This window comes from Synechocystis salina LEGE 00031, assembly GCF_015207985.1.
GTDB lineage: Bacteria > Cyanobacteriota > Cyanobacteriia > Cyanobacteriales > Microcystaceae > Synechocystis > Synechocystis salina.
On record NZ_JADEVV010000056.1, the window covers coordinates 1 to 25506 of the forward strand.

Genomic DNA, 25506 nt, shown 5'->3' on the forward strand with positions numbered 1-25506 from the left:
GCGGTGCACCACCCCGACCCCAATCCCCCTGCCCTCCGCACCTTTGCTGAACAACGTCCCCGGGAATTATTTCCTCCCTACGATTTACCAGGTACAACTTTGTTTTGGGAATTCTGCCAAGAAGTTATCGAGCGGTGGCAATTGCGGAACCTGGTTTATCCTGCCCAAATAACGGAAATAGAGCCCCTACAACACCAAAATCGCCAGCGGTTTCGTCTTTGGTTAGCGGATGGTCAATCAATACTGACCCGTAGGGTAGTGTTGGCGATCGCCGGAGGGAAACCCCAAATCCCAACCTGGGTGGATCAGATTTCGTCTTCTTACCCAACCCATGCCCTTATGCACTCGGAAAAAATAGACCTGAGAACTATGCATCTGGCGGGGGAAAAAATTCTTATCATCGGTAGTGGCCTGACCAGCGGTCATTTGGCGATCGGAGCCATTAAACGGGGTGCCAAGGTACTCATGATGGCCCGGCGGAAATTTTACGAGAAGCTTTTTGATGCGGAGCCGGGCTGGCTAGGGCCGAAATATTTGAAAGGTTTTTACGCTGAACCGAGTTGGGATAAACGCTGGCAATTGATTCAATCCGCCCGCAATGGAGGTTCCCTTACCCCCGCTGTATTAAACCACCTCCGTCGCCTGGAAAAAGAAGGGTCACTGACTTTCTATGAAAATTGTGAAGTTAGCCAAGCCCAATGGCGAGAAAACCATTGGCAGGTGAGTTGTCATTATCCTGGGGTTCATGATTGTGTGGCCCATTTAGGGATTAATCGTATTTGGCTCTGTACAGGTAGCACTATTGACGTTAGAAAATGGCCCCTGCTGAAGGAAATCCAGACCAACTATCCTACGTCAATAATTAATGGTCTACCAGTGTTGGATTCTGCCCTACGCTGGCCTGGTTGCAATTTACACATCATGGGAGGAGCCGCCGCTCTCCAACTCGGCCCTGTGGCCCGTAACTTAGCCGGGGCTAGAATGGCGGGCGATCGCCTGGTAGCTTGTTTATGAAGACCAAAGACCATTGGGAGTCCTTGAAAAAAAGACGATCTCAAACGTCATAGCCGAACAGATTAGGATTAACTTCTGTTAAATTAATATCCCCCAAACCATACTCCGCCCAGCGTTGACTGACCTGTTCCGCCATGGCTTGATCCGATTCCAGCACTTCGCCCCATTCATGGTCTGTTTCCGGGGGAATTTTGGTGGTGGCATCAATGCCCATGCGGCCGCCCAAACCAATCTTTTCACTGGCAAAATCGAGGCTGTCAAAGGGGGTTTCTGGCAAAATAAACACGTCCCGCACCGGATCCACCTTGGAGCTGATAGCCCAGACCACCTGGCGGGGATCGCGGATATTAATACTCTTGTCCACTACAATGACAAATTTGGTGTAAGTAAATTGGGGTAGAGCACTCCAAAAGGCCAGGGCGGCCCGTTTAGCTTGGCCGGGATAGGCCTTATCAATGGAAATAATGGCCGCTTTATAGCTCAACGCTTCCATGGGCAAAAAGAAGTCGGTGATCTCGGAAACCTGTTGCCGCAAAATGGGGGTATAAATCCGGTTTAAGGCGATCGCCATCATTGCTTCTTCCTTGGGGGGACGACCGCTAAAGGTGGTTAGGTAAACAGGATTTTTGCGGTGGGTCAGACAATGGAACCGCACCAGGGGGGAATCTTCCACGCCGCCGTAATAGCCCATGTGGTCTCCAAAGGGGCCATCCGGTAACATTTCTCCGGGGGTAATGGTACCTTCCAACACAAATTCTGAGTCGGCGGGCACTTCCAAATCCACAGTTTTACATTTGGCCAGGGCCACCCCGGAACCACCATACAATCCGGCAAATAACCATTCCGACAAATCCACGGGAATCGGTGTGGCCGCCGCCATGATAATTAACGGGTCCACTCCCAAGGCGATCGCCACTTCCAGCTTTTTACCCTGCTCCGCCGCTTTCCGTAAATGCCTGGCCCCTCCCCGCACCGACAACCAATGGACAGTCATGGTGGTTTGAGATTGTAATTGCAAACGATAAACCCCCACATTGGGCGTACCGGTTTCACAATCTTTGGTAATAACTAGCCCCAGGGTAATAATTTTGCCCGCATCACCGGGGTAGGGGCGGATGAGGGGAATTTGGTTTAAATCTAAATTTTCGCCATCGATGATAACTTCTTGGCAAGGGGGGAAAAAGTTACGGCCAGGCTTTGCTTTGAGGACATCGAATAAGACTTTGCCGAAATCGATCGCCTGGGAAATTTTCTTCGGCGGTTTAGGTTGTTGTAACAGGGCTAATTTTCTGCCCAAATCTTCCAATTCCAGGGGATGCTCCATATTCATGGCCCAACAAATGCGCTCCACCGTGCCCATTAAATTCACTGCCACCGGGAAGGGGGAACCCTTAACATTTTCAAACAACAGCCCTGGGCCACCGGCCTGCAACATGCGGTTGGCGATTTCCGCCACTTCCAAATCGGGATCCACCTCAGCGGTAATGCGGCGCAACTGCCCCCGTGTTTCCAACAACTGGATGAATCCCCGTAAATCTCTGGCCATGGCAGTTAAAAAACTATACTTTCCATATTTAATACTAACAGACTTTAGCTGCGAAAATAAGCTATAATCTTCTCGTGGATTATTTTTATATTTTCTTTTAAAATGTCTTATCAATCAAATGATTTGGCTAAGTACCTTTCAAATATTTTAATAAACATTATCAAAATTTATCCGGAATACTTGCTCGAAAAATACAAAAAGTATGATTGGAGTAGTGAGAAAACATCGCAGATCATTACAAAATACTTTTCTGATCATCTTAATAATTTAGTTGATAATGGAGAAGATAATTTTTTTCTAAATATTAGCTTATCCATTTTTCGTAAATTTCTAGTACCATTTAGCTTAAGTGATAAAGATGTTATTGATTTATGCATAAAAAATAAATTAAGCGAACATGGCAAACACTTAGATAGCAAATCTGAGAATTTAGGATTTTCGGTTCTTTTAATTGACATCGAAAATATTTATCTGGATGTTACAGAAGAAGACTTAATCAAAAAACTTAGTAGGCATTCTTTAAAACACCACTTAGCTTTTGGTAATTGGAAAAAATTAGGAAATAAAGATGAAGAGCTACACAAAAGGGGATATGAACTATTTCATGTACCTTCAGGCAAAAATAATGCAGATCAAAGAATGACAAATATAGGAGCTTTTATTTGCCTAAATTATCCTGATATAAAAGAGATTTTTGTTTGTTCTTCAGATAAAGACCTTGAAATTCTATGCAGTTTTTTGTCTCAAAAAAATATTGTGGTCTATCAGGTTTTCCGACAAATCAATAATTTATGCATTAAAAATCCTGAAACGAATGAAATTTTGTCATATCCCATTATTTCTAGTGAATCTTCCAATGAAAAAATTATTGATCTAAAAACATTAATCGAAGAAATAAAATCTATTATTCGTGAAGTGACAAATCAGGCATCACAACAGCAATGGGTTACACTGAGTCAGGTTTCAACTATATTTTATCGTAAATTTGGATTAAGTCTTAACGATGTTGTTAAGCATCATTTTCCTGGAAAAACAGCAAAATTTATATTTTTGGAATATAAGAATTACTTCGTTGTCCATGATCCACCGGAATCTAAAGATATTTTTATTGCATTGTTTAATTTTAACAAAGAATCTTCTGAATTCATCACTCAAAATAGTCAAGATTCTTTGGAAAACAAGTTTGTTAAAATCATAAAAGAAGAGATTAAAAACAATAAAAATAAAAAAGTTGAAATAGGTTATGCTGCCTCCAAATTTGCTGGAAAGTACAATATTTCAATCACTAAAGCTCTTAAGAATGCCAGTCGTCCTGGTAACTATAAAGCTTTTATTAACTCAATATCAGTACTAGAACTCATAAATGAGGGTGGACGTTGTTTTATCCGCTTACGCTAGAAGCTAAAAATAGTCTATTAAATACATCAATTAAAATTGTTGAAAACTTTCCATCCCCTCACGGCGATCGCCGTCACTCCCCAAGCCGTTAAATTGCTTCTACCCGTGGCGGAAACGTTGACGGGAAAATTACTTCTATCAGAATCCTTGGCTGAGGAATTAAACCTTGGTGGCAATCCCGCCGTAGAAACCTATGACCATTCCCTGGCCATGGCCATTGAGGAAAGATGGAGTACCCATAAGGCTTTGATTTTCGGTTTAGCAACGGGGGCCGTAGTCCGCTTAATTGCCCCTTTATTGCATGATAAACAGACCGATCCCGCTGTGGTGGTGGTGGATGCCATGGGCACATCGGTGATTAGCTTGCTCAGTGGTCATCAAGGTGGCGGCGATCGCCTGGCGGAGATAGTGGCAGAACAGTTGCAGGGAAAGGCAATTCTGACTGGTGGAGCTAATGGCTTAGGGCAAATTGCGGTGGATTGTTTGGGCATTCCCTTCGGTTGGCGGAGGGGAACAGGGGATTGGACAGCGGTCAGTGCGGCTTTAGCTAGTCAAAAACCGGTGGCAGTGCAACAAACGGCGGGGTCAACTTTGTGGCAAGGGTATTTACCCCCAGGCCATGGTTTTAATTTTTCTGGAACGGAGGCAACGGCGGCAACCCTGACCATTACCGTTCAAGACAATCTTCCTGAACACCAGGGGCACCCCATGGCTCAATGGCATCCCCGACTGCTATGGGTGGGTATGGGCTGTGTGCGGGGCACTGATTTAGCGCTGTTGGAAAAAGCTTTGCTAGAGGTTTTAGCTAGGGAAAATTTCAGTCCCCTGGCGATCGCCGGCCTGGCCAGTGTGCATTTAAAAGCGGACGAGGTAGGAATGCAGCAATTGGCCCAAAAATATGATTTACCCTTTGTTACTTTTTCCGCCAAACAGTTAGCGGCCCAGTCTGTGCCCAATCCCTCCGCTGTGGTTAACCAGGAAGTTGGTACCCCCAGTGTGGCGGAAGCGGCGGCCCTCACGGCGACCCAGGTTTATGGCGAAGGAGGAAAACTGATTGTCGAAAAAGTCATTGTCAAACAGGATCAACAAGCCGTGACAGTGGCGATCGCCCAAGGAAAACGAGAATATATCGGCAAACCGGGGCAGTTATGGTTAGTGGGTACAGGGCCTGGTGAATTGAGCCAAATTTCCCCCGCCGCCCGCACGGCCATTCGAGAAGCGGATGTGCTCATCGGTTATGGACTTTATTTAGATTTGATTGACCCCCTCCGCCGTCCCGGGCAAATTTGCGAAACCTTTCCCCTCACCCAGGAACGGCAACGCTGTCAGCGGGCTATTGAGTTGGCCCAATGGGGCTTAACGGTGGCGGTGTTATCCTCCGGGGATTGTGGCATTTACGGCATGGCCGGGTTAGTGTTGGAGGAATTAGAAAAAGTTGGTTGGGATGGACAAACCCCGGGAGTAGAGGTTTTTCCTGGCATTAGTGCGTTCCAGGCCGCAGCAGCCCGGCTGGGTGCTCCCCTCATGCATGACTTTTGTGCCATTAGCCTGAGTGATTTACTTACCCCCAGGGAAAAAATTTTGCAACGGTTAACGGCGGCGGCCCAAGCAGATTTTGTCACCGCTTTGTACAATCCCAAATCCCAAAAGCGTACTGTACTGATTGAGCAAGCCCAGGCCATTTTCCTGCAATGGCGATCGACAGATACTCCGGTGGCCCTGGTGCGTTCCGTATATCGACGGGATGAGACCATTGTGCGGACCACATTGGCCGAAATGTTAGACTTTCCCATTGATATGCTGACGGTGGTGCTGATCGGCAATAGTAACACCTACAATTATCAAGATTATTTGATTACCCCCCGGGGCTATTATGCTAATGCCTAGGGAAATGCAGTCGGTTATCGGAGCGGCGTCAGCTCCCCCCTAGCCCCATAATTTTCAAGGTACCCTGGATGGAAGTGAGTGTGTTGACTGGGAGTATTTTCCAATGAAGCTGGTGAAGGATGTACAACTGAGGCGCTATACCCCCCCGACCTGTACTTTAGAGCTATGGCAAACTCGGCGGGTATGGCAAAGAACCCCCCAAACTTTGCCGTCGGATTATCGGTTTGCGCTCCACTTTGACGATCCCCGCTTGCCGGAAGTAGAACAACTAACCTTGTCGGGCACACCGGAAGAATTGGAAACCCTGGCTGTAGCGGTGGAATCTTACCTCCAACAACGCCTGAGCCCCTGCGCTTCCCTGGAACCAAGCACCTATCCGGAACCGATATTTAATGCCGACGGTGAACCATCTTTTTGCCTCCGGCCCCAGGGGTCATGGAGCCATGAACTATTGGGCATGGGGGCCCCCGTAATCCTCAATACTTCCCAGTTGTACGATCTAATGTTGGCCCTGGAAAGTTTTCGTCTCCAGGACCTAGAACCCAGTCGGATGCCCCCAGCCATTGCCGGGGAAAAGTTACCTCAGGGATTAATAGTGGGAGGAGTAATGGCGGCCGGTGGTGTGCTGGCGATCGCCATGGCGACCCTATGGATGCGGCAACCCCAAGGGGAAGTGGTGGTACAGGAAAATTTTCAACTGCCCGTGCCGAGCCAATTCCAGTTCAACGAAGTCAGTAACCTCGTGCCTCCCCCTCCCCGGGGCAATACCCCTTCCCCCCAATTGGCCCAGACCCTCGCTTTAAGGGACCCCCTACCTTCCCCCAGTGCAGTGTTAGCGGCCACGCCCCCGGCCCGCAATGCCAATATTCCCCTAGTGGTGCCTCCAGAAAGGGTGCGCCCTCCGGATTTGCAAGCTCCAGCAGCCCCAGGGGAAACCTATATTGCCATTCCTGATCCCACCAACTTACAACCCCTAACCCCACCGCCAGAGCCTCCTTCCCCCGATGCCCTAGCTATCTTGCCCCGCCCCGACGGCCAGCCCTTGCCCTACGGTGGCCAAGTCTTACCCAACGCCCCCGATTTACCTTCCCTGCCACCGGGCTCCAATCCCATTAGTTTCAGACCGCCCCGACCCCGCTCTGTGCCACCCCGCTCCACCAATTTGCTGGACACCATTCCCCAGGTGGCGGAAGTGCGGAGATTTTATCAACAGCAGTGGCAACCGGCGGAGGATCAAACCCAAACCTTGGAATATCGTCTGCAAATTGAACCCAATGGCACGGTGAAAAGAACTGTGCCCCTAGGCCGGGCCGCTAGCATTTACATGGCCCGCTTACCCCAACCTGCGCCGGGGGAACCGTTGGTGTCTCCCCTGGCCGATGACAGAGTGGAAACCATCCGCCTAGTCCTAACTCCCCTGGGGGATGTGAAGGCTTTTCTGGAAGATCAACCCCAATAGTCCCCAGCATTAAGCAAAAAAAAGCCCGCTGGTTTTTCCGTCGGGCCTTGTTTAATTGGTTTTGAAAATGTTTTCAAGATTCCACTCCCAAGTTTGAAGGAGAGTAGATAAAAGCCCCCAGTATTGCCGGAACTAGGTCGATTGGGGGGGCAAACTAAAGCTCTTAGTTTCCAGAGTTTGAAGGCTGATGCCTAAGCTAGGGCCGCTACTTTGGGCCAGCGTCCCACCGTTTGGCCAATCACCGCCAATTGTTGCATGGTTTCATCAAAGCGGTCGGGGGTGAGGGATTGGGGCCCGTCGGACATGGCTTTGGCTGGGTTGGGATGCACTTCAATCATCAAGGAATCGGTGCCCGCGGCGATCGCCGCCATGGCCATGGAGGGCACATACTCAGACTTACCAGTACCGTGGCTGGGGTCGATCATAATGGGCAGGTGGGTGAGGGAGCGCAGCACAGGCAACACCGACAAATCAAGGCAATTGCGGGTGTAATGGCCATCAAAGGTACGAATGCCCCGCTCACAGAGAATCACGTTGGGGTTGCCCGCCGCCAGAATGTATTCCGCCGCCATTAACCACTCATCAATGGTGGCCGCCATGCCCCGCTTTAACAGCACCGGCTTATCCTGGGCCCCCACTTTCTTCAGCATGGAGAAATTTTGCATATTGCGGGCTCCCACTTGGATCACATCCGCCACTTCCGCGATGATTTCTAAATCCGCCGCATCCATGACCTCGGTGATGATGCCCAAACCGGTGGCTTCCTTCGCTGCCGCCAACAGACCCAAAGCACTTTCGCCATGACCTTGGAAAGCGTAGGGAGAAGTGCGGGGTTTGAACGCGCCGCCTCGTAAGAACTGGGCCCCGGCGGCCTTAACTCGACGGGCCGTTTCCACAATCATAGTTTCGTTTTCCACGGAACAGGGCCCGGCTACCACCGCCACAGGATGGTTCTTGCCGATCGCCACGGGGCCAGCGGGGGTAGAAACAATCACTTCGCTGTATTCCCCATGGCGAAAAGTCAGGCTAGCCCGTTTAAAGGGTTGTTCCACCCGCAACACATCCTCAATCCAGGGGCTAACTTCTTGGATTTGCAGGGGATCAAGTCCGGCGGTTTCCCCCACCAATCCCATCACTACTTTATGTTTGCCGACGATTTTTTCGGGGGTCAGGCCCCGTTCAGTAAACTCCTTACCAATGCGCTCAATTTCTATATCTGGGGTGCCGACTTTCATGACGACGATCATGATAACTTCCTCTTTCGATAGGGTGGAACAGGGGGAAATTTTTTAGCTACAAGCTTAATAACAAATGCGGACTCGCAAAGCCGAACTAATGGTAATTTTAACGAAATTATTTTGACCAGCAGGATTGGGCAACCATTATTGACCAATCGTTAACTTTGTTAACAAAAATTCACAAATCTTGAACATTGCCCAAAGCTATTTAACGATCGCCGTTGTCCGGGGCCGTTTGTTGGGCATTGCGCCAGACGGCGATGGTGCGACCCAGGTTGAGGCGAAATTCTGGCCAACCCCACAAACTACCTGGTTCATCTTCCCAGGAGGTGGAAAAAATGCCATAGCTTAGACCCACCACCCCCAGACCAAAAAACAGCAGACTCACCGCAAACACCACATAGGTGGGAATCTCAAACCAGTCCCGGCTCACAACGAGGTAAAAAAGCACAAAGGACAACATGCCCAAACCGGTGGGAATGCCGGAAAACAGGGCCATGCGCTTGACCATCCGCTGGCTCACCACGGCGGGAATGCCACTGTCCGCTGAGCGGCGGGATTTTTTTTCTTTGGCACTGCTGGTTTTACTGCTGGGGGCCGCCACTGAGGGGGGCTTTTTTTCGACCTTTTTCTTTTTGGATTTCCGTTCAAAAGGAAGGCGGTCTCGGTTGGTGGGGTCAGCCATGGGAAAAATGCAAAAACTTAACGACGGATACCGAGGCGTTTGATCAGGGCTTGGTATCGTTCCGGCTCCCGGGCGTTGATGAAACTCAATAAACGCTTACGACGACCAATCATTTTGAGCAGGCCCCGACGGGAGGCGTGGTCTTTGGGGTTAGCTTTGAGGTGCCCTGTGAGCTGGGTAATTCTTTCTGTCAAGAAGGCCACTTGCAGATCAGCGGACCCAGTATCAGTCTCGTGGGCTTGATACTCGGTCATCAATTCTTGTTTACGGACTTGGGTTAAGGACATATTCTCTGTGAAAAAAACCTGAGCGGTAAAATACTAGGCGATAAATTTCGTTGCAATCTCTTACTATATCACGTTTGCCGGAGGTCCCCTTCCCCTGGCCAAGGGGGGCAGTTAATTGGTAAGTAAGAGCCGTGGTTGGGCAGATTATTCCAGATTCAAAACAGATAGCTGTGGGCCAAACTGAGCAGAAAAGTTAATTGCCCCGCCAGAAGGAGCAGATAGATGACAATGCGCCGCTGGAAGACAGACAACAATAGCCCAATGCTTTTGACGTCGATCATAGGGCCAAAGACCAAAAATGCCAGCAAGGAGCTACCGGTGAAGGTGGAGACAAAGGAAAGGGCAAAAAATGAGTCCACTGTGGAGCAGACCGATACCACCACCGACAATAGCATCATGGCCAGAATGGAGCTAATGGTGCCCTGCCCCAACAATAAAATCCATTCCCTCGGAATAAAAACTTGGATAACGGCGGCGATTAAACTGCCCAAAATTAGCATGCCGCCCAATTCCCGCAGTTCCTGCACAATATTGTCGGTAAACATTTCCCAACGGCTGGGGGCAATGGGGGGTAAAAGGGTTTCCACCGCTTGCTCATCTAGTTTCAGCAGTTGACCGCTGTTGCCACTACCCAAAATAAAGGTGCCCGATTGCAAAAGGGGGGATTCACAGGCGATCGCCGGGGGAGATTCCTCGGGACGGTTGAGGTAGGCCAATCTGCGACCCAGGGCAGGCTTGAGCAGGGGCACTGCATCCAACTGGCGACTAAACACCCAACTAATGATCACAGTGATGATTAAAGAACAGACAATGCGGGCCACCACCATGCCCGGTTGGTCCCGGAAGGCCACCCAAGTGGACCAAATCACAATGGGATTAATGGTGGGAGCGGCCAACAAAAAGGCCACCGCCACGGAGGGGGGTAAACCCTGCATCAAAAATCTTCTGGCCACGGGCACATTGCCGCACTCACACACCGGAAACATAAACCCCACCAGGCTACCGGCGATCGCCCCCAGGAAGGGATTACGGGGGATGTAGGCAATTAACTTTTTTTCATCGCTGAATACTAACAGAGCACTGGAGAGCACCACCCCAAAGGTGAGGAAGGGAATGGCCTCCACCAGTAAGCTCAAAAAAATAGTAAAGGCTTCGTGCAATTGGGTCATGATTCAATCAAAGCCAGGCAGACTTAGCCCAGGGGACAAAAAAATTCCTGAAGCTCAGGGTGAGAGGAGCAAAAAATGATAATACCAAACTGCGATCTTTCTAGGGTTGAGTCGGGGTAGGCGTACTCTCTGTCCCCCCGCCCTGGTTATTAGGTTCCGTCGGTGCCAAAGGATTCTGGGGTGGGGGCAACTGGGGATTTTCCACCTGTAGTTTAATGGCCGCCAGCAACTGTTTTAGCCCCTCTTCCTCCGGATAAATTTTTGTCAACTTCTCCATCGGGGCGATCGCCCCCGCCAAATCCCCCATCTGCAAACGTGCTTCCACCAGACCTTGCAACGCATTGGGGTTGTCCGGTTCCCGTTGCAATACCTTTTCGTAGCCTTCGGCGATCGCCTTTAACTGCTCTATTTCCGCCGCCGTTGGTTGTGTTCCCTGGGATGGTGCTTCTGTTTGGTTTTGGTTAGCATTGCCCCTCAACATAGTCAGCATCGGCACCGTCATCATGCCCAGAAAAGCCAACCCCGAGGCAATGATGAACGTCTTTTGTAAAATCTTTTTGGTGGAAGCCATAGAAAAGGGGGAATGCCCAATAACAACAAAATCAAACTTTAAGGTTATACAACCTAGCCATAGTAGGGGTTTCTTTGACCATTAACCGAGAAAATTAGGCGGGGGGTAGGGGATAGTAGAAGAAATAACCATACACTCCCCAGGCAAAGGCCGAGCCGCAGATTAGGGCTAATAATAACAAGCTTTGCCCCTGGCCCATGCCCAGATTCCGCAACTCAATCCGACCGAGAATGGCCGCCGCCAGCAGCAACAAAAATGAAGTGAAATAGTTAAACCACCGCAGGGCCACCACAAACACAAAACACCAAAACACCATGGACACCATCGACCGCAGTTCCGATTTGGCCCAATTACCTACCACATAGGTCATTAAGGTAATGGGGGTAGTCAAAGCTAAAGTGGTCAACGTGATAATAAACAGAGTGAAAATATGGATTAAAGCCAGAACCGTCCTCTGATCAATATCGACCCGCAGGCCCTTGAGATGTTCATGGAACATAATGCTCCAGGGCACACTGGCCTCAGCCAACCTCCAGCCAAAGGCAACATAGGTAATAATTACCAAGGCAATGGACAAAAAAGGAATAGATTTGAGCCAGGGCATGGGCAATTTCCCCCCAGGGCTAAGGACTAGCGTGATCAAAACAGCCAAAAAAGAGAAAACGAAGAAGGCATGGTCGGCCAAAGGAACCCACCGCCATCTTCGTTAATCTTCGTCCCAAAACCAATCAGGACATGAACTGAATGATGTAATCAAAATAGGGAGCTGTCTCATTGGCATCCTCTGCACTCAACAGTCCCAAAGCTGCATCTTTCAGTACGTTCACCGCATCCACCATGCCCGGCACCGGCACATCTAAGGAGTTGTACATCTCCTTAACACCGATTAAACCAGTGGTTTCAATGGGTTCTTTGTTGCCCGCTAAAACGCCATAGGTAACTAGGCGTAAATACCAACCGTAATCCCGCAAGCACTGATTATATTGCCGTTGACCGTAGGCATTACCCCCCGGGGCTCGGTATTCAGGATGCTTTTTAAACAGTTGTTTTTGGGCTTGATCAACTATCTTTTTTTCATTTTCGGCCAAGGTTTCCGCAATGCGAATACGCTGGGCACCGGTGGTTAAAAATGCCTGGATCCCTTTGAGTTCACCGCTAGTGGGGTAGCGGAGTTGATCGTCGGCTTGCAAAATAACTTGACTAACTACACTCATGATATCAACAAGAATTTCATATCATACTGTAGTTTAGCCTGAGTTGCCCCATACCGCCCCAGGCTAAATACCCTCCTCCCGAGGCGGTAGATTTTTTGACCAGCTACTTGCCTAGACGGCCACCGCTTGGGGACTAGAAGCAAAGGCCGCTTTCAACACATCCACTTTATCGGTGTATTCCCAGGGTAAATCTAGGTCATTGCGGCCAAAATGGCCATAGGCGGCCACATCTTGATAGAACCGCCCCCCCCGTTCAGCGGGCAAATTCCTTAAATTAAGGGATTGAATGATACCGGCCGGACGCAGTTCAAAGTTTTCTAACACCACTTCCAGCAGTTTTTCTTCGTCCACCTTGCCGGTGCCAAAGGTATCAATTAAAACGCTGACGGGGCGGGCAACCCCAATGGCGTAGCTGACCTGTACTTCACATTTATCGGCTAAACCAGCGGCCACAATGTTTTTGGCCACATAGCGGGCGGCATAGGCTGCAGAACGGTCTACTTTGGTGGGGTCCTTACCGGAAAAGGCACCGCCGCCATGGCGGGAATAACCACCGTAGGTGTCCACGATGATTTTTCTTCCCGTTAACCCCGCATCCCCCTGGGGACCTCCCACAACAAATTTGCCGGTGGGATTGACAATGAAGCGGGTTTTATCGGTGGGTTTGAGGGCAATGTCGCTGAAGCAATGGCCCACCACCACGTCCCAAAGATCAGCCTTAATTTTGGCCTGCACTGCATCGTTATCGGTGATATCGCCAATGTGCTCGTCGTGCTGGGTGGAAATGAGAATGGTGTCAATGGCTACGGGCAAGCCATCTTCGTACAGGATAGAAACTTGGGTTTTACCGTCGGGGCGCAGATAACCCAATTGGCCGGACTTACGCACTTCCGATAAGCGCAGGGCAATGCGGTGAGCCAAGCTGATGGGCAGGGGCATTAATTCTGGGGTTTCGTTACAGGCATAGCCAAACATTAGGCCCTGATCGCCGGCACCGATTTTGTCTAGCTCATCATCGCTGAGGGCGTGGCGTTGTTCCTGGGCGGCGGTTACCCCCTGGGAAATGTCGGGGGACTGTTCGTCGATCGCCAGCATGACAGCACAACTGTTATGGGAAAAGCCGTTATCGGCATTGGTGTAGCCAATTTCAGCAATTTTCTGGCGGATTAATTCGACAAAGTTAATGTGGGCTTGGGAAGTAATTTCCCCCGTCACTAGGGTTAAGCCTGTGTTGACTACGGTTTCCGCCGCTACTCGACTGTTGGGGTCTAAGGTTAATAGGGCATCAAGAATGGTATCGGAAATCTGGTCACACACCTTATCGGGATGGCCTTCTGTCACCGACTCGGAAGTAAATAAATAGCGCTTAGACAAAGTCTTCAGTCCTCGTACACGATAAAGGCTATTGGGCAAACAAGACCTTCAACAAAGCTTGTTAAGTTAAATTAACATTTCATCATACAGGTTCTCTCCCCCGGTAAGAAAACGGCGATCGCCAAAATTTGTTCCCCAGGCTACCAAGGGCCGGTTTGCTCGAAAGCTCGAAAATTATAATTAACTTCCCCTCGCTCCCCTGCGGACAGAGGGCAATGACTATGACTTACCCTGCTTGGAGACGAGCATTGGCTAGCAATGTCACTTTTTAAACGGGTTGCAGAATGTCCTGGGATTGTTGGGCTTTGAGGGCTTTTTCTAACAGTTCCGGCCCAGCTGACGCTAATAGACGGGAATCGCTCAGGGTACGGCGCCAAAATTTAGCTCTGGGTTGACCATTAAATAAGCTCAATAAATGCCTGCTAATTTGATTAAGGCGATCGCCATGGCGTAAACGCTCTTCCACATAGGGCAACATACGCTCAATAATTTCTGCTCGGCTGGGGATTAAATCTGTTTTTTGGTAAACATCCCGGTCCACCGTGGCAAAAAGGTAGGGATTTTCGTAGGCGGCCCTCCCCACCATTACCGCATCTACATGGTGGAGATGGGCGTTGATCTGCTCCATTTGGGTAATGCCACCATTAATTTCGATCGCCAATTCAGGGCAGTCTTTTTTCAACTGATAGACATCTTGGTAGCGTAACGGCGGAATGGTGCGGTTTTCCTTGGGACTGAGACCCTGGAGCCAAGCTTTACGGGCGTGGACAGTGAATCTTTGGCAACCAGCTTGGGCCACAACGGTCACAAATTTGACTAGGTCTTCATAACTATCCTGATCATCAATGCCAATGCGATGTTTGACGGTAACGGGAATGGCCACAGCCCTTTGCATTGCTGCCACACATTGGGCGACCAACTCCGGCTGAGCCATGAGGCAAGCCCCAAAATTGCCGCTCTGCACCCGATCACTGGGACAACCCACATTTAAGTTAATTTCGTCATAGCCCCAATCCTGACCAATGCGGGCACATTCCGCCAACAGTTGCGGGTTATCCCCCCCCAATTGCAGGGCCACCGGTTTTTCCTCCGGGCTAAAGTCCAACAATTTGGGGCGATCGCCGTGGAGGATCGCTTGGGCGGTGATCATTTCTGTGTACAGCAGGGTATGCCTGGTTAACTGCCGCAGGAAATAACGAAAATGGCGATCGGTGTGGTCCATCATCGGCGCCACACTGAGGGGGTTAACAGCACCATCGGAAAAAACTTTGGTCATCAGGGCAATATTTAGGTTAAGTCAGTCTTTAGGGCAATTTCATCCGTCAGGGCGGGCAGATCCAGAGTGGCATAAATTTCCGCCAAAGGAATGGCCAAGTTCAGGGCTTCAATGTCGGCGATCGCCTCTAGGCCTTCATAGGACTTCAGTAACCAAAAATTCTGGGGAGTCCGCTGGAAACACTCCATCAAATACTGCTGGGTATTAACCAAAATATAGGCCTGCAAACTGGGCAAGGTGCGGTAATCCTGGAACTTTTTGCCCCGGTCAAAGCCTTCGGTGGATTCCGACAGAACCTCAACAATTACCCTGGGATATTGAACTATAGAGGAATTGGTATCATCATTATCTTCGCAAGCAACCACAACATCGGGATAATAGTAACGTCTCTGATTTAAGAGCATCACCCTGATATCCGCCATAAACACCTGACAATTATTCCCCATCAGGCGGGAGCGCAAAGCCAGAGCTAAATTGAGAGAAATTATGTTGTGGGCCTTGGTTGACCCGGCCATGGCATAAATCTGGCCATTGATGTATTCATGCTTAACATCACTGCGACCTTCAAACTCTAGGTAATCGTCGGGGGAAAAGTATCCATTGGAGGAGAGAGCAACCATCTGCCTTGCCAAATTTGTCTAAATTGATTGTCTCCATTTTATTGCCCCACTCCCTTTCGTTAAATATCTTTACGATCGCCTTTGGTCAGCCAAGGAAAGCTAAAATACTGGCCGGATAACCCCATTTACCGTTTCCCGAGGGGGGAGTACCCTAAGGGAGAGCGAATAGATTGCGGGCCGAAAATCCGAAAGAATCGGTAAAATGGCAAAGTCAGCATTTTCGCTTGTAAACCCAACATTACCTACAAACTTCAACAAAAAACACCTGTGGCCGATAAAAGAAGACCCCAACGCGACCTACCTCAAATTAACGAAAGAATACGTTTCCCAGAAATACGAGTCATTGACAGTGACGGTGCCCAATTGGGGATTATTACCCCCAACGAGGCCATGGAAATCGCCGACGAGCGGGGGCTCGACCTTGTGTTAGTGAGTGAGACCGCCGATCCGCCGGTGTGTCGCATCATGGACTATGGCAAATATAAATTTGAGCAGGAGAAAAAAGCCAGGGAAGCCAAGAAAAAACAACATACCGCCGACGTTAAGGAAGTAAAAATGCGGTACAAAATTGATGAACACGATTATCAAGTGCGCATTAATCAGGCCAAGCGCTTCCTCAAAGCTGGCGATAAAGTGAAAGCAACGGTGAACTTCCGGGGCCGGGAAATTCAGCATGCCCACCTAGCAAAGGAATTACTCGACCGCATGGCAACGGATCTGGCCACCGAGGCGGACATCCAACAGGCTCCCAAACGGGAAGGACGCAATATGATGATGTTCCTTTCCCCCAAAAAGGTCTAGCCCTACGGCAACGGTGAACCAAAACCGTTAGATAGTCTAAATATTTTTTGCATCCCCTGGGACCATCTGAGGGGATTTTTTGCATGGCTGTTACAGTACCAATCTTGCCGGAGGACGGCACAAGTTTTCGGCCCCTGTCCTAGAATGGGAAAGTCAGCAGAGCCCCACTGGTGGAGGAAAAGGTTTTGGACGAACTGCGCTCAGCGTTGGAGTTGGCGACGGAGGATGAACTGACCCAACTAACTCAAATTCTTTTTTGTCGAAAGTTTAATCCTTTGGATTATCTGCAAACCCCTCTGCCGTTGGAGGTACAAAGCTTGGGTCGTCCGTTATGGGAAAGTTCCCTGGAGGAAAGATTCCGTTACCTGGCCGCCGATGGTCTGACGGTTTTGCGGGGCAAGGCCAAACAATTTAGCTATCGAGATACCCTAATTCGGGTTTGTCAATTCCTCAAGGTGCCCTACGCCCAACAGATGACCACCTTGGATTTGGAAACGGATATCTTTCTCCACTTGGTTAACCAGGCTTGGCAAAAGTTGCCCCCGGCGGAACAAAATAATCTAACCCGCAAAATTCAACGGTCCCTGATTAATTCTCCCCTCCCGGAACCCCTGCCGCTGCAAATTCAACATAATCCTGTCAATGTCATCCTCAAAGGAGGTGGGGCGATCGCCGTTAGTTCGGTGCTGCGACCTCTGCTGTTGGGGCGCATTTTACAGCAGGTGACGGTACATATTGCCCAATATCAGGTGGCTAAATCAATGTTAGTGAAGGGGGGATTGAATGCGGCGGGTCAGTTGCAAAGTCAGTTGGCTCTCCAAACTGCCAAGCAGGGGGTACTGATGGGAACGGCTCGCTACGGGGCAGTGCGGACAATTTTTTCGGTGTTGGGGCCGGCCCTGTGGGGATTATTCCTAGCAGATCTAGGCTGGCGGGCGATCGCCACCAACTATGGGCGTATTATTCCGGTTATTTTTACCTTGGCCCAAATTCGCTTAACCAGGGAAACCTGTTGGCAATTGGCCTAGGTTGAGGCGAGGAAATTAGAATGCCCTAGGAACGGCGGCGGGCCTTGGATTGGCCTGGGCGGGTTTGTTTTTTGCGTCCCAGTCTTTTTTTTAGCCAACTGCTTCCCCAGTCACTGAGGCTATGGGCCATGGCCCCTGCTTCCAAACCCAGGAAAATGATTACCAATTCTCCGCGGTGATTTTGCACCCATTGCCCCAGGGATAACCAGTCAACCCCCTGTAGCCTCTCTAAACTGAGCTTTTGTAACAGTACCAATACTATCCCCATCCCCAGGGCCGCTAACAATAACCAACAACTTAGGTACAACAGTCGCAACATAGTACCGATTAAAAAGCCGTGGGAAAGGGGCGATCGATGAGGAATAAAGCGACGGTAGGGGAGCCAGATCCACCTCAGCCAGCCCCACCGTTTATATTGGCAGGAATGGATGTCCAGATCCGGGCCAAACATTAGCCCACTAAACCCAAAGGCGATCGCCATTAGTAGGGTCAGTCGGGCACTGCCGGTACTGATAAATGCTATGGCCATAACGGCGGGGGTAGCCCCCAGGGTAATGCGGTCATGGATTTTACCTGCGGGCATGGCAAAGGGGAAAAAGGGATGGGCAACCAAGAAAAAATTTTTTCCGACGGCGATCGAACAAAACGATAACCTATGATATAGTGATTAAGCATGAGTAAAGGGCGATTAGCTCAGTTGGTAGAGCGCCTGCCTTACAAGCAGGATGTCGGCGGTTCGAGCCCGTCATCGCCCATAGAAGTTTTGAAATTAAATGATTAAATAAGTTCAAAACGCCCAGGCTACACGCTGCCTTCCGCTTCCTCCCTAGCCTTGGCTAGCTTCTGGCCATCGTAATAGCGGTTGCTGTAGTAGCGGCCATAGTAATAACCATATCCACCGGATGTGGAAGTGATCGCATTGGCCACAATTCCCAGCACATTCAAATCCGCCAAGGCCAATTCCCTAAAGGCTTCCTTGAGGCTGTCCTTACGGGTTTTATTAAGGCGTACCACCACCACCAGGCCATCGGTCTGATCCGCAATGAGGCGGGAATCCGTTAGTCCCAAAATAGGAGGCGTATCGATCAAGATTAAGTCGAAAGTTTCTTTCCACTGGTTCATTTTGACCACAAAATTCTGGGAAGCGGAAACTAACTGCTCCGGGGTCATGGTGTCATCTTGAACTTTGAAATAGAACAGATTCTTGCCCAAAAGTTCAGGTAAATCTTCATTTTGACCATTGGAGTTGGCCGCCAGGTTATTGAGCACGCCATTGCCATCGGAGGTTGTATTTTCGCCCCCAAAGCCCGTGATTTTGGCCAATTTTAACCAGGCTTGTTTTTGGGGAAAATAGCGATCGCCGTCTACTAGCAGAACTTTTTGCCCCAACTTAGCGGCGGCCTGGGCCAGGAAAAAAGCCGTAGTGGATTTCCCATCCCCCGATTCAGCAGAGGTGACCACAAAGGAATGGCACTGGCGTTTGCGTTTGAGAAAAAATAGGTTGGAATAGAACTTGGCGTAGGCATCCTGCATAGCCTCATTGGGCAGGGGTGAACCATACTTAATGCTGGCCCGCAATTCCCTTTCCAGAGGAATATAGCCAAGTATATTTACACTGTGATTTGAGATGATGTCTTCAACGCTGTGATAGGTAGGGTCAAGTTTGTCTACCAGCAGTCCCACCGCCCCACCGGCCACTACACCGGCCATCAATGACAGGAGAATATCTCTTAATCTGGTATTTATCGGCTTCTCCGGTAGGGTGATGGTGGAAACTAATTGCCAGGGGATATAGCTGTTAGCAGTTTCAATTTCCAAAGATTGTTTAGCGGCCAACAGTTGCACCATGCTATTTCTTTCCAGTTCAAGTTCTTGCTGAAGAACCAAATACTGGCCAGCAATATCTGTAAAGTCCCCAAGCTGAGCTTTTAATTGATTCTCTTCACTAGTTAATTCCTGAAGCTCTATATTCAGGACATCTAATTCAATTGATACTTTTGAGAGCTCTGCCAGGGTTTCATGCTTAATACTATTTTGATCATTGCTAGAAGCTAGAGTGCTATCTATATCTGTACTAGCAACATCTACTTGATTTTTGTCAATTTCTGCTTTCAGTAATTCGAGAATATTGGTTCTTTCTAGTTGTAGTTGCTGCACTTGAGGACTATTACCTGTATAGAGGGCTGTAGTTTCCGCTAGTTTCAGGTTAACATCACTCAATCTACTAACTAAATTTCGATAGGTGGGAGACTGGCCCAATGTACCGACCCGAAAAGCGTTCTCACTGCTAACCCCAGTTTTTTGCTCTAGGGCCTGCTTTTGGGCGCTCAATTGTTGAATTTTAGTAAAAGTCAGTTGCTTTTGAATCGTTGTCTGATTTAATCGTTCTTCCAGGCTTTTTCCTGTCAAGATAGGGTCAAAAAATTCGTACTGTTTTTGTAAGTCAATCAAATTTCTTTGTAATTGATTAACCCTTTCCTGGAACTTGGGTAGCTGTAAGTTAATGAATCCTAGTTTTTCATTTTCCTGTCGGTCTTTTTCTGCCCTTGTGTAATTTAAATATGTTTCAGCCAGGGCTTCAAGCACCCCTTTGACTATCTGTGGATTTTTGTCTTTATAAGTGATCTCAACAATACCGGTATCCTGGATTAAGGAGACAGAAAGGTGACGCAAAAAATCCTCGTAACTAAACTCATCTTCTGCTGGTAGGTTTCCATAAAATCTTTTCCACACAGGAGCCAACAATGTATTGCTCTGAAGAATTTCAGTTTGGGTGGCAATGTAGTCTTGTCCACGGGGTAGATTGAAAAACCCGGTTCCTTGAAGCTGAGAAAGGGGATTGATATTGGCCAACTCCGGTGGAGACACCAACAGTTGAAAATCAGACTGGAATACTGGCGGACGACTGAGTTGCCGACTCAGTACCAATCCTCCGGTGGCGATCGCCACTAAAAGCATGATCCACCAGCGTCGACGTATCAGCTGAGTTAAATCCTTTAATGAGATTTCTTCCTCGTCTTCTAAAACACGTTCAGTAGGTACATTGACGACGGGCAAATTAAGTCCGGAAGATTCAGAATAACTTGGTGGCATGATTAAATTTGGGGGTCTGCAAGACAATCTTGGTACATTAAATCGATAAAATTTAAGACATTTAAGATAAAAATCTAAATAAATATGGCTGATCGACAGACAAAAACGCAAATGTCCATGTTCCGTAGCTTAAAAGCCAGTTTATTTGGGAGAAAGCACTTCAACTAGGGGAGGGGAAACTCCCTCCTGAGGTAGTTCTGAATAACTGTAAATCATTATCTTGGGAGAAATGGTTATTGGGCAAGGATGCTTGGGGCATTAGCCATGGTTTAGCCCCTAGTGTGGGAGAGAAGTTTTATTTACTTGGGTCAATATTACCGTTATTTTTGGTGACCGTGCACTGTCGATACTAGCCTGGATCTACTGGGAAGGACTCCCATTTCGTTGTCCTAGTTCCTCTGATTAAACGCAGACCGGAAGGCTAAAAAAACAGACAGAATCGGCGATCGCCATTGATTGGAAGACTTAAAAATCGATGATGATGGCTGCCGGTGGCCAGGGGGGGATGGGCAGTTGGAATTTTTATGACTATCATTGCCCCAAGCAGGCAAGATGCCAACACAGAGCCCCTGTCTCCATAGTCTTGATCCTTCACACTTAAGTATTGGAGAAGAAAAGTTGATAATATTCCTTTTCTGCCCCACCTGGACAAAACGGGGTCAATAAATTAGATTGAACTGTAATCAGGCTTATTTAGCCGCCGACCGATCTTTCGGAAGTAAAGGCTTGGTCTGACTGGTAAATCCTCTGCTTTCCATGGCGGAAGGAAGCCTTGATATAACCCCCCGAAAAGGCTAAACAGTTTTTTCGGTCACAAAAACAATTGAATCTTCATTTTTCCGCCCTAGCCGGAGCCTCGACGGTCCCACGGATCTCGGTTTCGTCTGCCGTATTCTTAGAAAAGACTAAGAACGTATGCAGGATTCGTGCGGCCAGAAATAGGGAATTAAACCAGTGAAAAGTTGATAATTTCATCCCATGGGCAGTTAGGGGAAAAGATAGAGCCATAAATGCCCGATTTTCGCCTAGCCTGGGGCAAGCCATTATGATGGAAGCCAGCCCTTCTCCACCAGCATTCGGAGGACAACATGTCAGCAATAACGGCCCAGGAACTGGAAGCACAAATGCCCGATGCCACTAAGTTATTGAGTGATGAACCGGAGATGGAAAGTTCTTTGCACTATATGCAACTGCTCTTGCTGGTCACTAGTCTGGAGTGGGCGTGGCGTCAGAGGGATGATTTTTTCATTGGTGCTAACCTAACCATTTACTTCAGTCGGCAACAACTCAAACAGCGGGATTTTCGGGGCCCCGATTTTTTCCTGGTGAAAAATACTACTGGGCACCCCCGTAGTTCCTGGGTGGTGTGGGAGGAGGACGGCCGCTACCCAGACTTGATTATCGAATTACTTTCCGAATCCACCGCGAAGGTAGATAGAACCACTAAATTGGACCTTTATGCCACCAGGTTCCACACCCCTGAATATTTTTATTTTTCTCCTGAAACCCTGGAATTTGCCGGTTTTAGATCGAATTTCAACCAATACTCCCCAATTACCCCCAATGAACAGGGTTGGCTATGGAGTGAGGCGTTGGGCTTTTTTCTTGGCATCCACCATGGTCAATTGCGCTATTTTTCGCTGGAGGGAATGTTGGTACCTACCCCCGAGGAGGCGGCCCAACAGGAAATGTTCCGGGCTGACCAGGCCATGGCAATAACAGAGCAAGAAACTCAAAGGGCAAATCAAGAAACTCAAAGGGCGGATCAAGAAAAATCCAGAGCCGATCGCCTAGCGGCCAAATTAAAGGAGTTGGGGCTAGACCCCGATGAAGCCTAAGGACAAAGGAGAAAAAGGCGATCGCCTATAATTGAGCCTATTATTGAACGGGCTATGGCACTATGTATCAGAGTTCTCCCCCCCTTTCTCCTCGGGAAACCCTACCCACCATGTACGATCTGCCCAGTGAAGATCCGGAGGAGCCCGGCTTGCCCGACGAATTCCATTTACTGCAGCCGGAACTGTTGCGCCAGACCTTCCTGCCCCCTAGTTATGAAGCGGCGGATTTTTTCACCGCCAGTGACCTGAATCTTTACTACGACGTTCACCATCCCCAGTGGTATAAGCGCCCGGATTGGTTTGGGGTGTTGGGGGTGTCCCGTTTATATGACCAGCGGGACTTGCGCCTCAGTTATGTCATCTGGCAAGAGGGTATTGCCCCTCTGGTGGTGGTGGAATTGCTCTCCCCAGGCACGGAAAAAGAAGACCTGGGCCGAAGTTTGCGGGATGCCAGTCAGCCCCCCAATAAATGGACAGTCTATGAGCAAATTTTACGTATTCCCTATTATTTTGTGTTTGATCGCTATACTGACGAGCTCCAGGCTTTTGGTTTAGTGCAGGGGATTTATCAACCGCTGGTGCTGGAGGAGCCGGGCATCTGGCTGGCAAAGGCGCAGTTGGGACTAGGGTTATGGCGGGGTACGTATCAGGGCATAAACCGGCTTTGGCTGCGGTGGTACGACAAGCACCATCACTGGATCTTGACCCCAGCGGAACGGGAAGCTCAACGGGCAGAACAAGAAGCCCAACGGGCAGAACAAGAAGCCCAACGGGCGGCAAGGGAGGCTCAACGGGCGGAGCAAGAAAAATCCAGGGCTGATCGCCTAGCGGCCAAATTAAGGGAGTTGGGGCTAGACCCCGATGAAGCCTAATAATGGCCATTGGCCTGACCCCAGGGCACGAGAAATTCACCGAAAAGTATGACTACTTCCCCCCCAGAACTAATTATTGAAGCAGGACGTACCGAGCGTCAGTATTGGCAAGACCTATGGCGCTACCGGGAGTTGTTTTACACCCTGGCCTGGCGGGACATTGCAGTGCGTTATAAACAAACGGCGATCGGTGTGGCCTGGGCCCTCATTCGACCGTTTCTGACCATGGTGGTGTTTACGGTGGTATTTGGTAAGTTAGCCAATTTGCCTTCGGAGGGGGTGCCCTATCCCATTCTGGTGTTTGCGGGGATGTTGCCCTGGCAGTTTTTTTCCACTTCCCTCAGTGCGGCCAGCGATAGCCTGATTGCCAATGCCAATTTAATTTCTAAGGTGTATTTTCCCCGGTTAGTGGTGCCCACCAGTGCAGTGGTTACCAGTTTTGTCGATTTTTTAATTGCTGGGATAATTATGCTCGGGTTAATGGCTTGGTACAATTTCGTTCCCAGTTGGCACGTTATTACCCTACCGTTATTCATTTTGATTGCTTTTATGGCTTCCATGGGAGCAGGGTTATGGCTTTGTTCTCTCAATGTCAAGTACCGGGATTTTCGTTACATTGTGCCGTTCATTGTCCAATTTGGTCTGTACATCTCCCCGGTGGGTTTTAGCAGTAATGTGGTGCCGGAAAGGTGGCGATTGCTCTATTCCATTAACCCGATGGTGAGTGTGATCGACGGTTTTCGTTGGGCTATTTTGGGGGGAGAGTCTACTTTGTTTTTGCCGGGGTTTTTGTTGTCATTACTCTTGGTAATAATTATTTTTGTGACGGGCATTCTCTATTTTCGCAAAGTGGAACGAACCTTTGCCGATGTGATCTAACTAAACCATTTTCCCAACTGTTGCTACAGCAATTGGCAAATGAAACTTCCTGGCTCAAAATGCCCGAAGAGCAAAGCCCTAAGATTAATACCCCAGCGGACTTTGACTATGTGAAATTTTCACCGTGGCGCAATGATTACAATAATAGGGAAACTGTGCCGGGGCAGTGAATTACTTTGAATTACTATGACGGAAGCAGAAATCAGAGCCTTAATCCAGAGGGAGTTACCCAGGGCGATCGCCGAAGAACCGGCCCTGCGGGATTTTGTCTTGCGGACGGTGTCGGAATACTACACCCCTAGGACAGAGTTCGATCTGAAATTTGACCGGGTTCTGGATGAGTTACAGCGCGATCGGGAAGAGCAGGCCCGCAAATGGGATGAGCAAAACCATAAATGGGAGGAAAACACCCAGCGTCTGGACAGATTGGAAGTACAGAACAGTGCCACCCTGGCAGAAATTCAGAAGGCTAATCGTCGTTATGAAAGTACCATCGGGGCTTTAGGGTCCCGTTGGGGTCTTTATTCGGAGGCCAGTTTCCGCAACGGGTTAAAAGCGATTTTGGAAGAATTCTTTGGAGTAGAGGTGCTTAATCTTAATGAGTATGACCACGACGGCATGGTCTTTGGCAGACCGGACCAGGTGGAAATTGATGTGATTATCAAAAATGGGGTCACCATTCTGTGTGAAATTAAGTCCTCCATGAGTAAGTCCGATATGTATATTTTTGACCGCAAGGCAACTTTTTACGAACAACGACACCAGCGGCAAGTTACGAGGAAAATTGTCATGTCCCCCATGGTGGATGAGCGAGCCAAGCCAGTGGCAGAAGCATTGGGTATTGAGATGTATAGCTACAGTGATCAGGTTCAAGAAATTTAAACTTTTTGGATTTACTAGAATCCATTGTTCTGGCTTTGCTGTTAATGGCTATTGTCTTTTTGCGGTTCCAAGACCAAAACCAACGGGCATTAAGGGAAGTTTTGGCACTCCTAGCCGAATATGGGGACCTCTTCTCCTAAGGGCGATCGCCAAACGACCTAGCATTTAAAATAGGATTATCTTTCTCTTGCCCTCGATGTGGTTAAACTTCCTGGCACTATTGCCCGCCACTGTCTTGACGGTGTTACTGATTGCCATTGCTTTTTTGAGGTTCTATGACCAAACCGATTTTGAATTCCTCGGATACATCACCCAGCCCCGACAATGGAGCAATGGATTCACTGTGGCAGCCCTCCTGGCTACATTGGCTAATTT

General features: G+C 48.9%; 23 protein-coding genes and 1 tRNA gene. 11 read left to right on the forward strand and 13 right to left on the reverse strand.

Features of this window, described 5'->3' with window-relative positions; translation table 11 throughout:
* On the forward strand, positions 1-1014 hold a 1014-nt coding region (locus tag IQ217_RS15735), incomplete at its 5' end, for a SidA/IucD/PvdA family monooxygenase (RefSeq protein WP_194020676.1).
* Between the two features lie 40 nt (positions 1015-1054).
* On the opposite strand, the gene IQ217_RS15740 is transcribed toward IQ217_RS15735, so the two are convergent.
* Positions 1055-2560: a UbiD family decarboxylase gene (locus tag IQ217_RS15740; RefSeq protein WP_194020677.1), complete on the reverse strand. Its 1506-nt coding sequence runs from the start codon at positions 2558-2560 to the stop codon at positions 1055-1057.
* Between the two features lie 102 nt (positions 2561-2662).
* On the opposite strand from IQ217_RS15740, the gene IQ217_RS15745 reads away from it, so the two are divergent.
* The 3 genes from IQ217_RS15745 (at position 2663) to IQ217_RS15755 (ending at position 7304) form a co-directional block, all read left to right on the forward strand.
* Positions 2663-3958 carry an NYN domain-containing protein gene (locus IQ217_RS15745; RefSeq protein WP_194020678.1) on the forward strand — a complete coding sequence of 432 codons (1296 nt, stop codon included), beginning with the start codon at positions 2663-2665 and terminating at the stop codon, positions 3956-3958.
* A gap of 39 nt (positions 3959-3997) precedes the next feature.
* Entirely contained in the window at positions 3998-5845 is a 1848-nt protein-coding gene (gene cobJ, locus IQ217_RS15750) for a precorrin-3B C(17)-methyltransferase (RefSeq protein ID WP_338117500.1), read from the forward strand.
* Positions 5846-5948: 103 nt separating this feature from the next.
* Positions 5949-7304, forward strand: a complete 1356-nt coding sequence (locus tag IQ217_RS15755; protein ID WP_194020679.1) for a DUF4335 domain-containing protein — start codon at positions 5949-5951, stop codon at positions 7302-7304.
* Between the two features lie 191 nt (positions 7305-7495).
* On the opposite strand, the gene aroF is transcribed toward IQ217_RS15755, so the two are convergent.
* The 10 genes from aroF to IQ217_RS15805 form a co-directional block, all read right to left on the reverse strand.
* Complete coding sequence (aroF, locus tag IQ217_RS15760; protein ID WP_190599126.1) at positions 7496-8551, reverse strand: 3-deoxy-7-phosphoheptulonate synthase; 1056 nt, start codon at positions 8549-8551, stop codon at positions 7496-7498.
* 199 nt (positions 8552-8750) lie between these two features.
* Complete coding sequence (locus tag IQ217_RS15765; RefSeq protein WP_194020680.1) at positions 8751-9227, reverse strand: PAM68 family protein; 477 nt, start codon at positions 9225-9227, stop codon at positions 8751-8753.
* 17 nt (positions 9228-9244) lie between these two features.
* Positions 9245-9514: a 30S ribosomal protein S15 gene (gene rpsO, locus IQ217_RS15770; RefSeq protein WP_190599124.1), complete on the reverse strand. Its 270-nt coding sequence runs from the start codon at positions 9512-9514 to the stop codon at positions 9245-9247.
* Between the two features lie 155 nt (positions 9515-9669).
* The gene (locus IQ217_RS15775; RefSeq protein ID WP_190599123.1) at positions 9670-10683 is read right to left on the reverse strand and encodes a permease; all 1014 of its coding nucleotides are present in this window, start codon (positions 10681-10683) and stop codon (positions 9670-9672) included.
* 100 nt (positions 10684-10783) lie between these two features.
* A complete protein-coding gene (locus tag IQ217_RS15780; protein ID WP_194020681.1) occupies positions 10784-11254 on the reverse strand; it encodes a tetratricopeptide repeat protein in 471 nt (156 codons plus the stop codon).
* Positions 11255-11348: 94 nt separating this feature from the next.
* The gene (locus tag IQ217_RS15785) at positions 11349-11858 is read right to left on the reverse strand and encodes a hypothetical protein (protein WP_228016838.1); all 510 of its coding nucleotides are present in this window, start codon (positions 11856-11858) and stop codon (positions 11349-11351) included.
* Between the two features lie 124 nt (positions 11859-11982).
* Positions 11983-12468 carry an allophycocyanin subunit alpha-B gene (locus IQ217_RS15790; protein WP_190599121.1) on the reverse strand — a complete coding sequence of 162 codons (486 nt, stop codon included), beginning with the start codon at positions 12466-12468 and terminating at the stop codon, positions 11983-11985.
* A 111-nt stretch (positions 12469-12579) separates the two neighbouring features.
* A complete protein-coding gene (gene metK / locus IQ217_RS15795) occupies positions 12580-13842 on the reverse strand; it encodes a methionine adenosyltransferase (RefSeq protein WP_194020683.1) in 1263 nt (420 codons plus the stop codon).
* Positions 13843-14110: 268 nt separating this feature from the next.
* Positions 14111-15118 carry a tRNA dihydrouridine(20/20a) synthase DusA gene (gene dusA / locus IQ217_RS15800; protein WP_194020684.1) on the reverse strand — a complete coding sequence of 336 codons (1008 nt, stop codon included), beginning with the start codon at positions 15116-15118 and terminating at the stop codon, positions 14111-14113.
* A gap of 11 nt (positions 15119-15129) precedes the next feature.
* Positions 15130-15738: a Uma2 family endonuclease gene (locus IQ217_RS15805; RefSeq protein WP_194020685.1), complete on the reverse strand. Its 609-nt coding sequence runs from the start codon at positions 15736-15738 to the stop codon at positions 15130-15132.
* 267 nt (positions 15739-16005) lie between these two features.
* Here IQ217_RS15805 and infC point away from each other — a divergent pair, with 267 nt between their 5' ends.
* Positions 16006-16539 (forward strand): translation initiation factor IF-3, encoded by a 534-nt coding sequence (gene infC, locus IQ217_RS15810; protein ID WP_010871520.1) that lies wholly within the window; start codon positions 16006-16008, stop codon positions 16537-16539.
* 170 nt (positions 16540-16709) lie between these two features.
* On the forward strand, positions 16710-17567 hold the full coding sequence (locus IQ217_RS15815) for a YaaW family protein (RefSeq protein WP_194020686.1): 858 nt from the start codon (positions 16710-16712) through the stop codon (positions 17565-17567).
* Between the two features lie 25 nt (positions 17568-17592).
* On the opposite strand, the gene IQ217_RS15820 is transcribed toward IQ217_RS15815, so the two are convergent.
* Positions 17593-18180: a metal-binding protein gene (locus IQ217_RS15820; RefSeq protein ID WP_228024249.1), complete on the reverse strand. Its 588-nt coding sequence runs from the start codon at positions 18178-18180 to the stop codon at positions 17593-17595.
* Between the two features lie 69 nt (positions 18181-18249).
* On the opposite strand from IQ217_RS15820, the gene IQ217_RS15825 reads away from it, so the two are divergent.
* A tRNA-Val gene (locus tag IQ217_RS15825) sits at positions 18250-18322 on the forward strand.
* 46 nt (positions 18323-18368) lie between these two features.
* Here the strand turns inward: IQ217_RS15825 and IQ217_RS15830 are convergent.
* Positions 18369-20660: a GumC family protein gene (locus IQ217_RS15830; protein WP_194020687.1), complete on the reverse strand. Its 2292-nt coding sequence runs from the start codon at positions 20658-20660 to the stop codon at positions 18369-18371.
* Positions 20661-21748: 1088 nt separating this feature from the next.
* On the opposite strand from IQ217_RS15830, the gene IQ217_RS15835 reads away from it, so the two are divergent.
* The 4 genes from IQ217_RS15835 (at position 21749) to IQ217_RS15850 (ending at position 25131) form a co-directional block, all read left to right on the forward strand.
* Positions 21749-22498, forward strand: a complete 750-nt coding sequence (locus IQ217_RS15835) for a Uma2 family endonuclease (protein WP_194020688.1) — start codon at positions 21749-21751, stop codon at positions 22496-22498.
* A 62-nt stretch (positions 22499-22560) separates the two neighbouring features.
* A complete protein-coding gene (locus IQ217_RS15840; RefSeq protein WP_194020689.1) occupies positions 22561-23370 on the forward strand; it encodes a Uma2 family endonuclease in 810 nt (269 codons plus the stop codon).
* Positions 23371-23418: 48 nt separating this feature from the next.
* Positions 23419-24249, forward strand: coding sequence for an ABC transporter permease (locus IQ217_RS15845; protein WP_194020690.1), 831 nt, complete (start codon positions 23419-23421; stop codon positions 24247-24249).
* Between the two features lie 186 nt (positions 24250-24435).
* Positions 24436-25131 (forward strand): PD-(D/E)XK nuclease family protein, encoded by a 696-nt coding sequence (locus tag IQ217_RS15850; RefSeq protein ID WP_194020691.1) that lies wholly within the window; start codon positions 24436-24438, stop codon positions 25129-25131.
* The last annotated feature ends 375 nt before the right edge of the window (positions 25132-25506 follow it).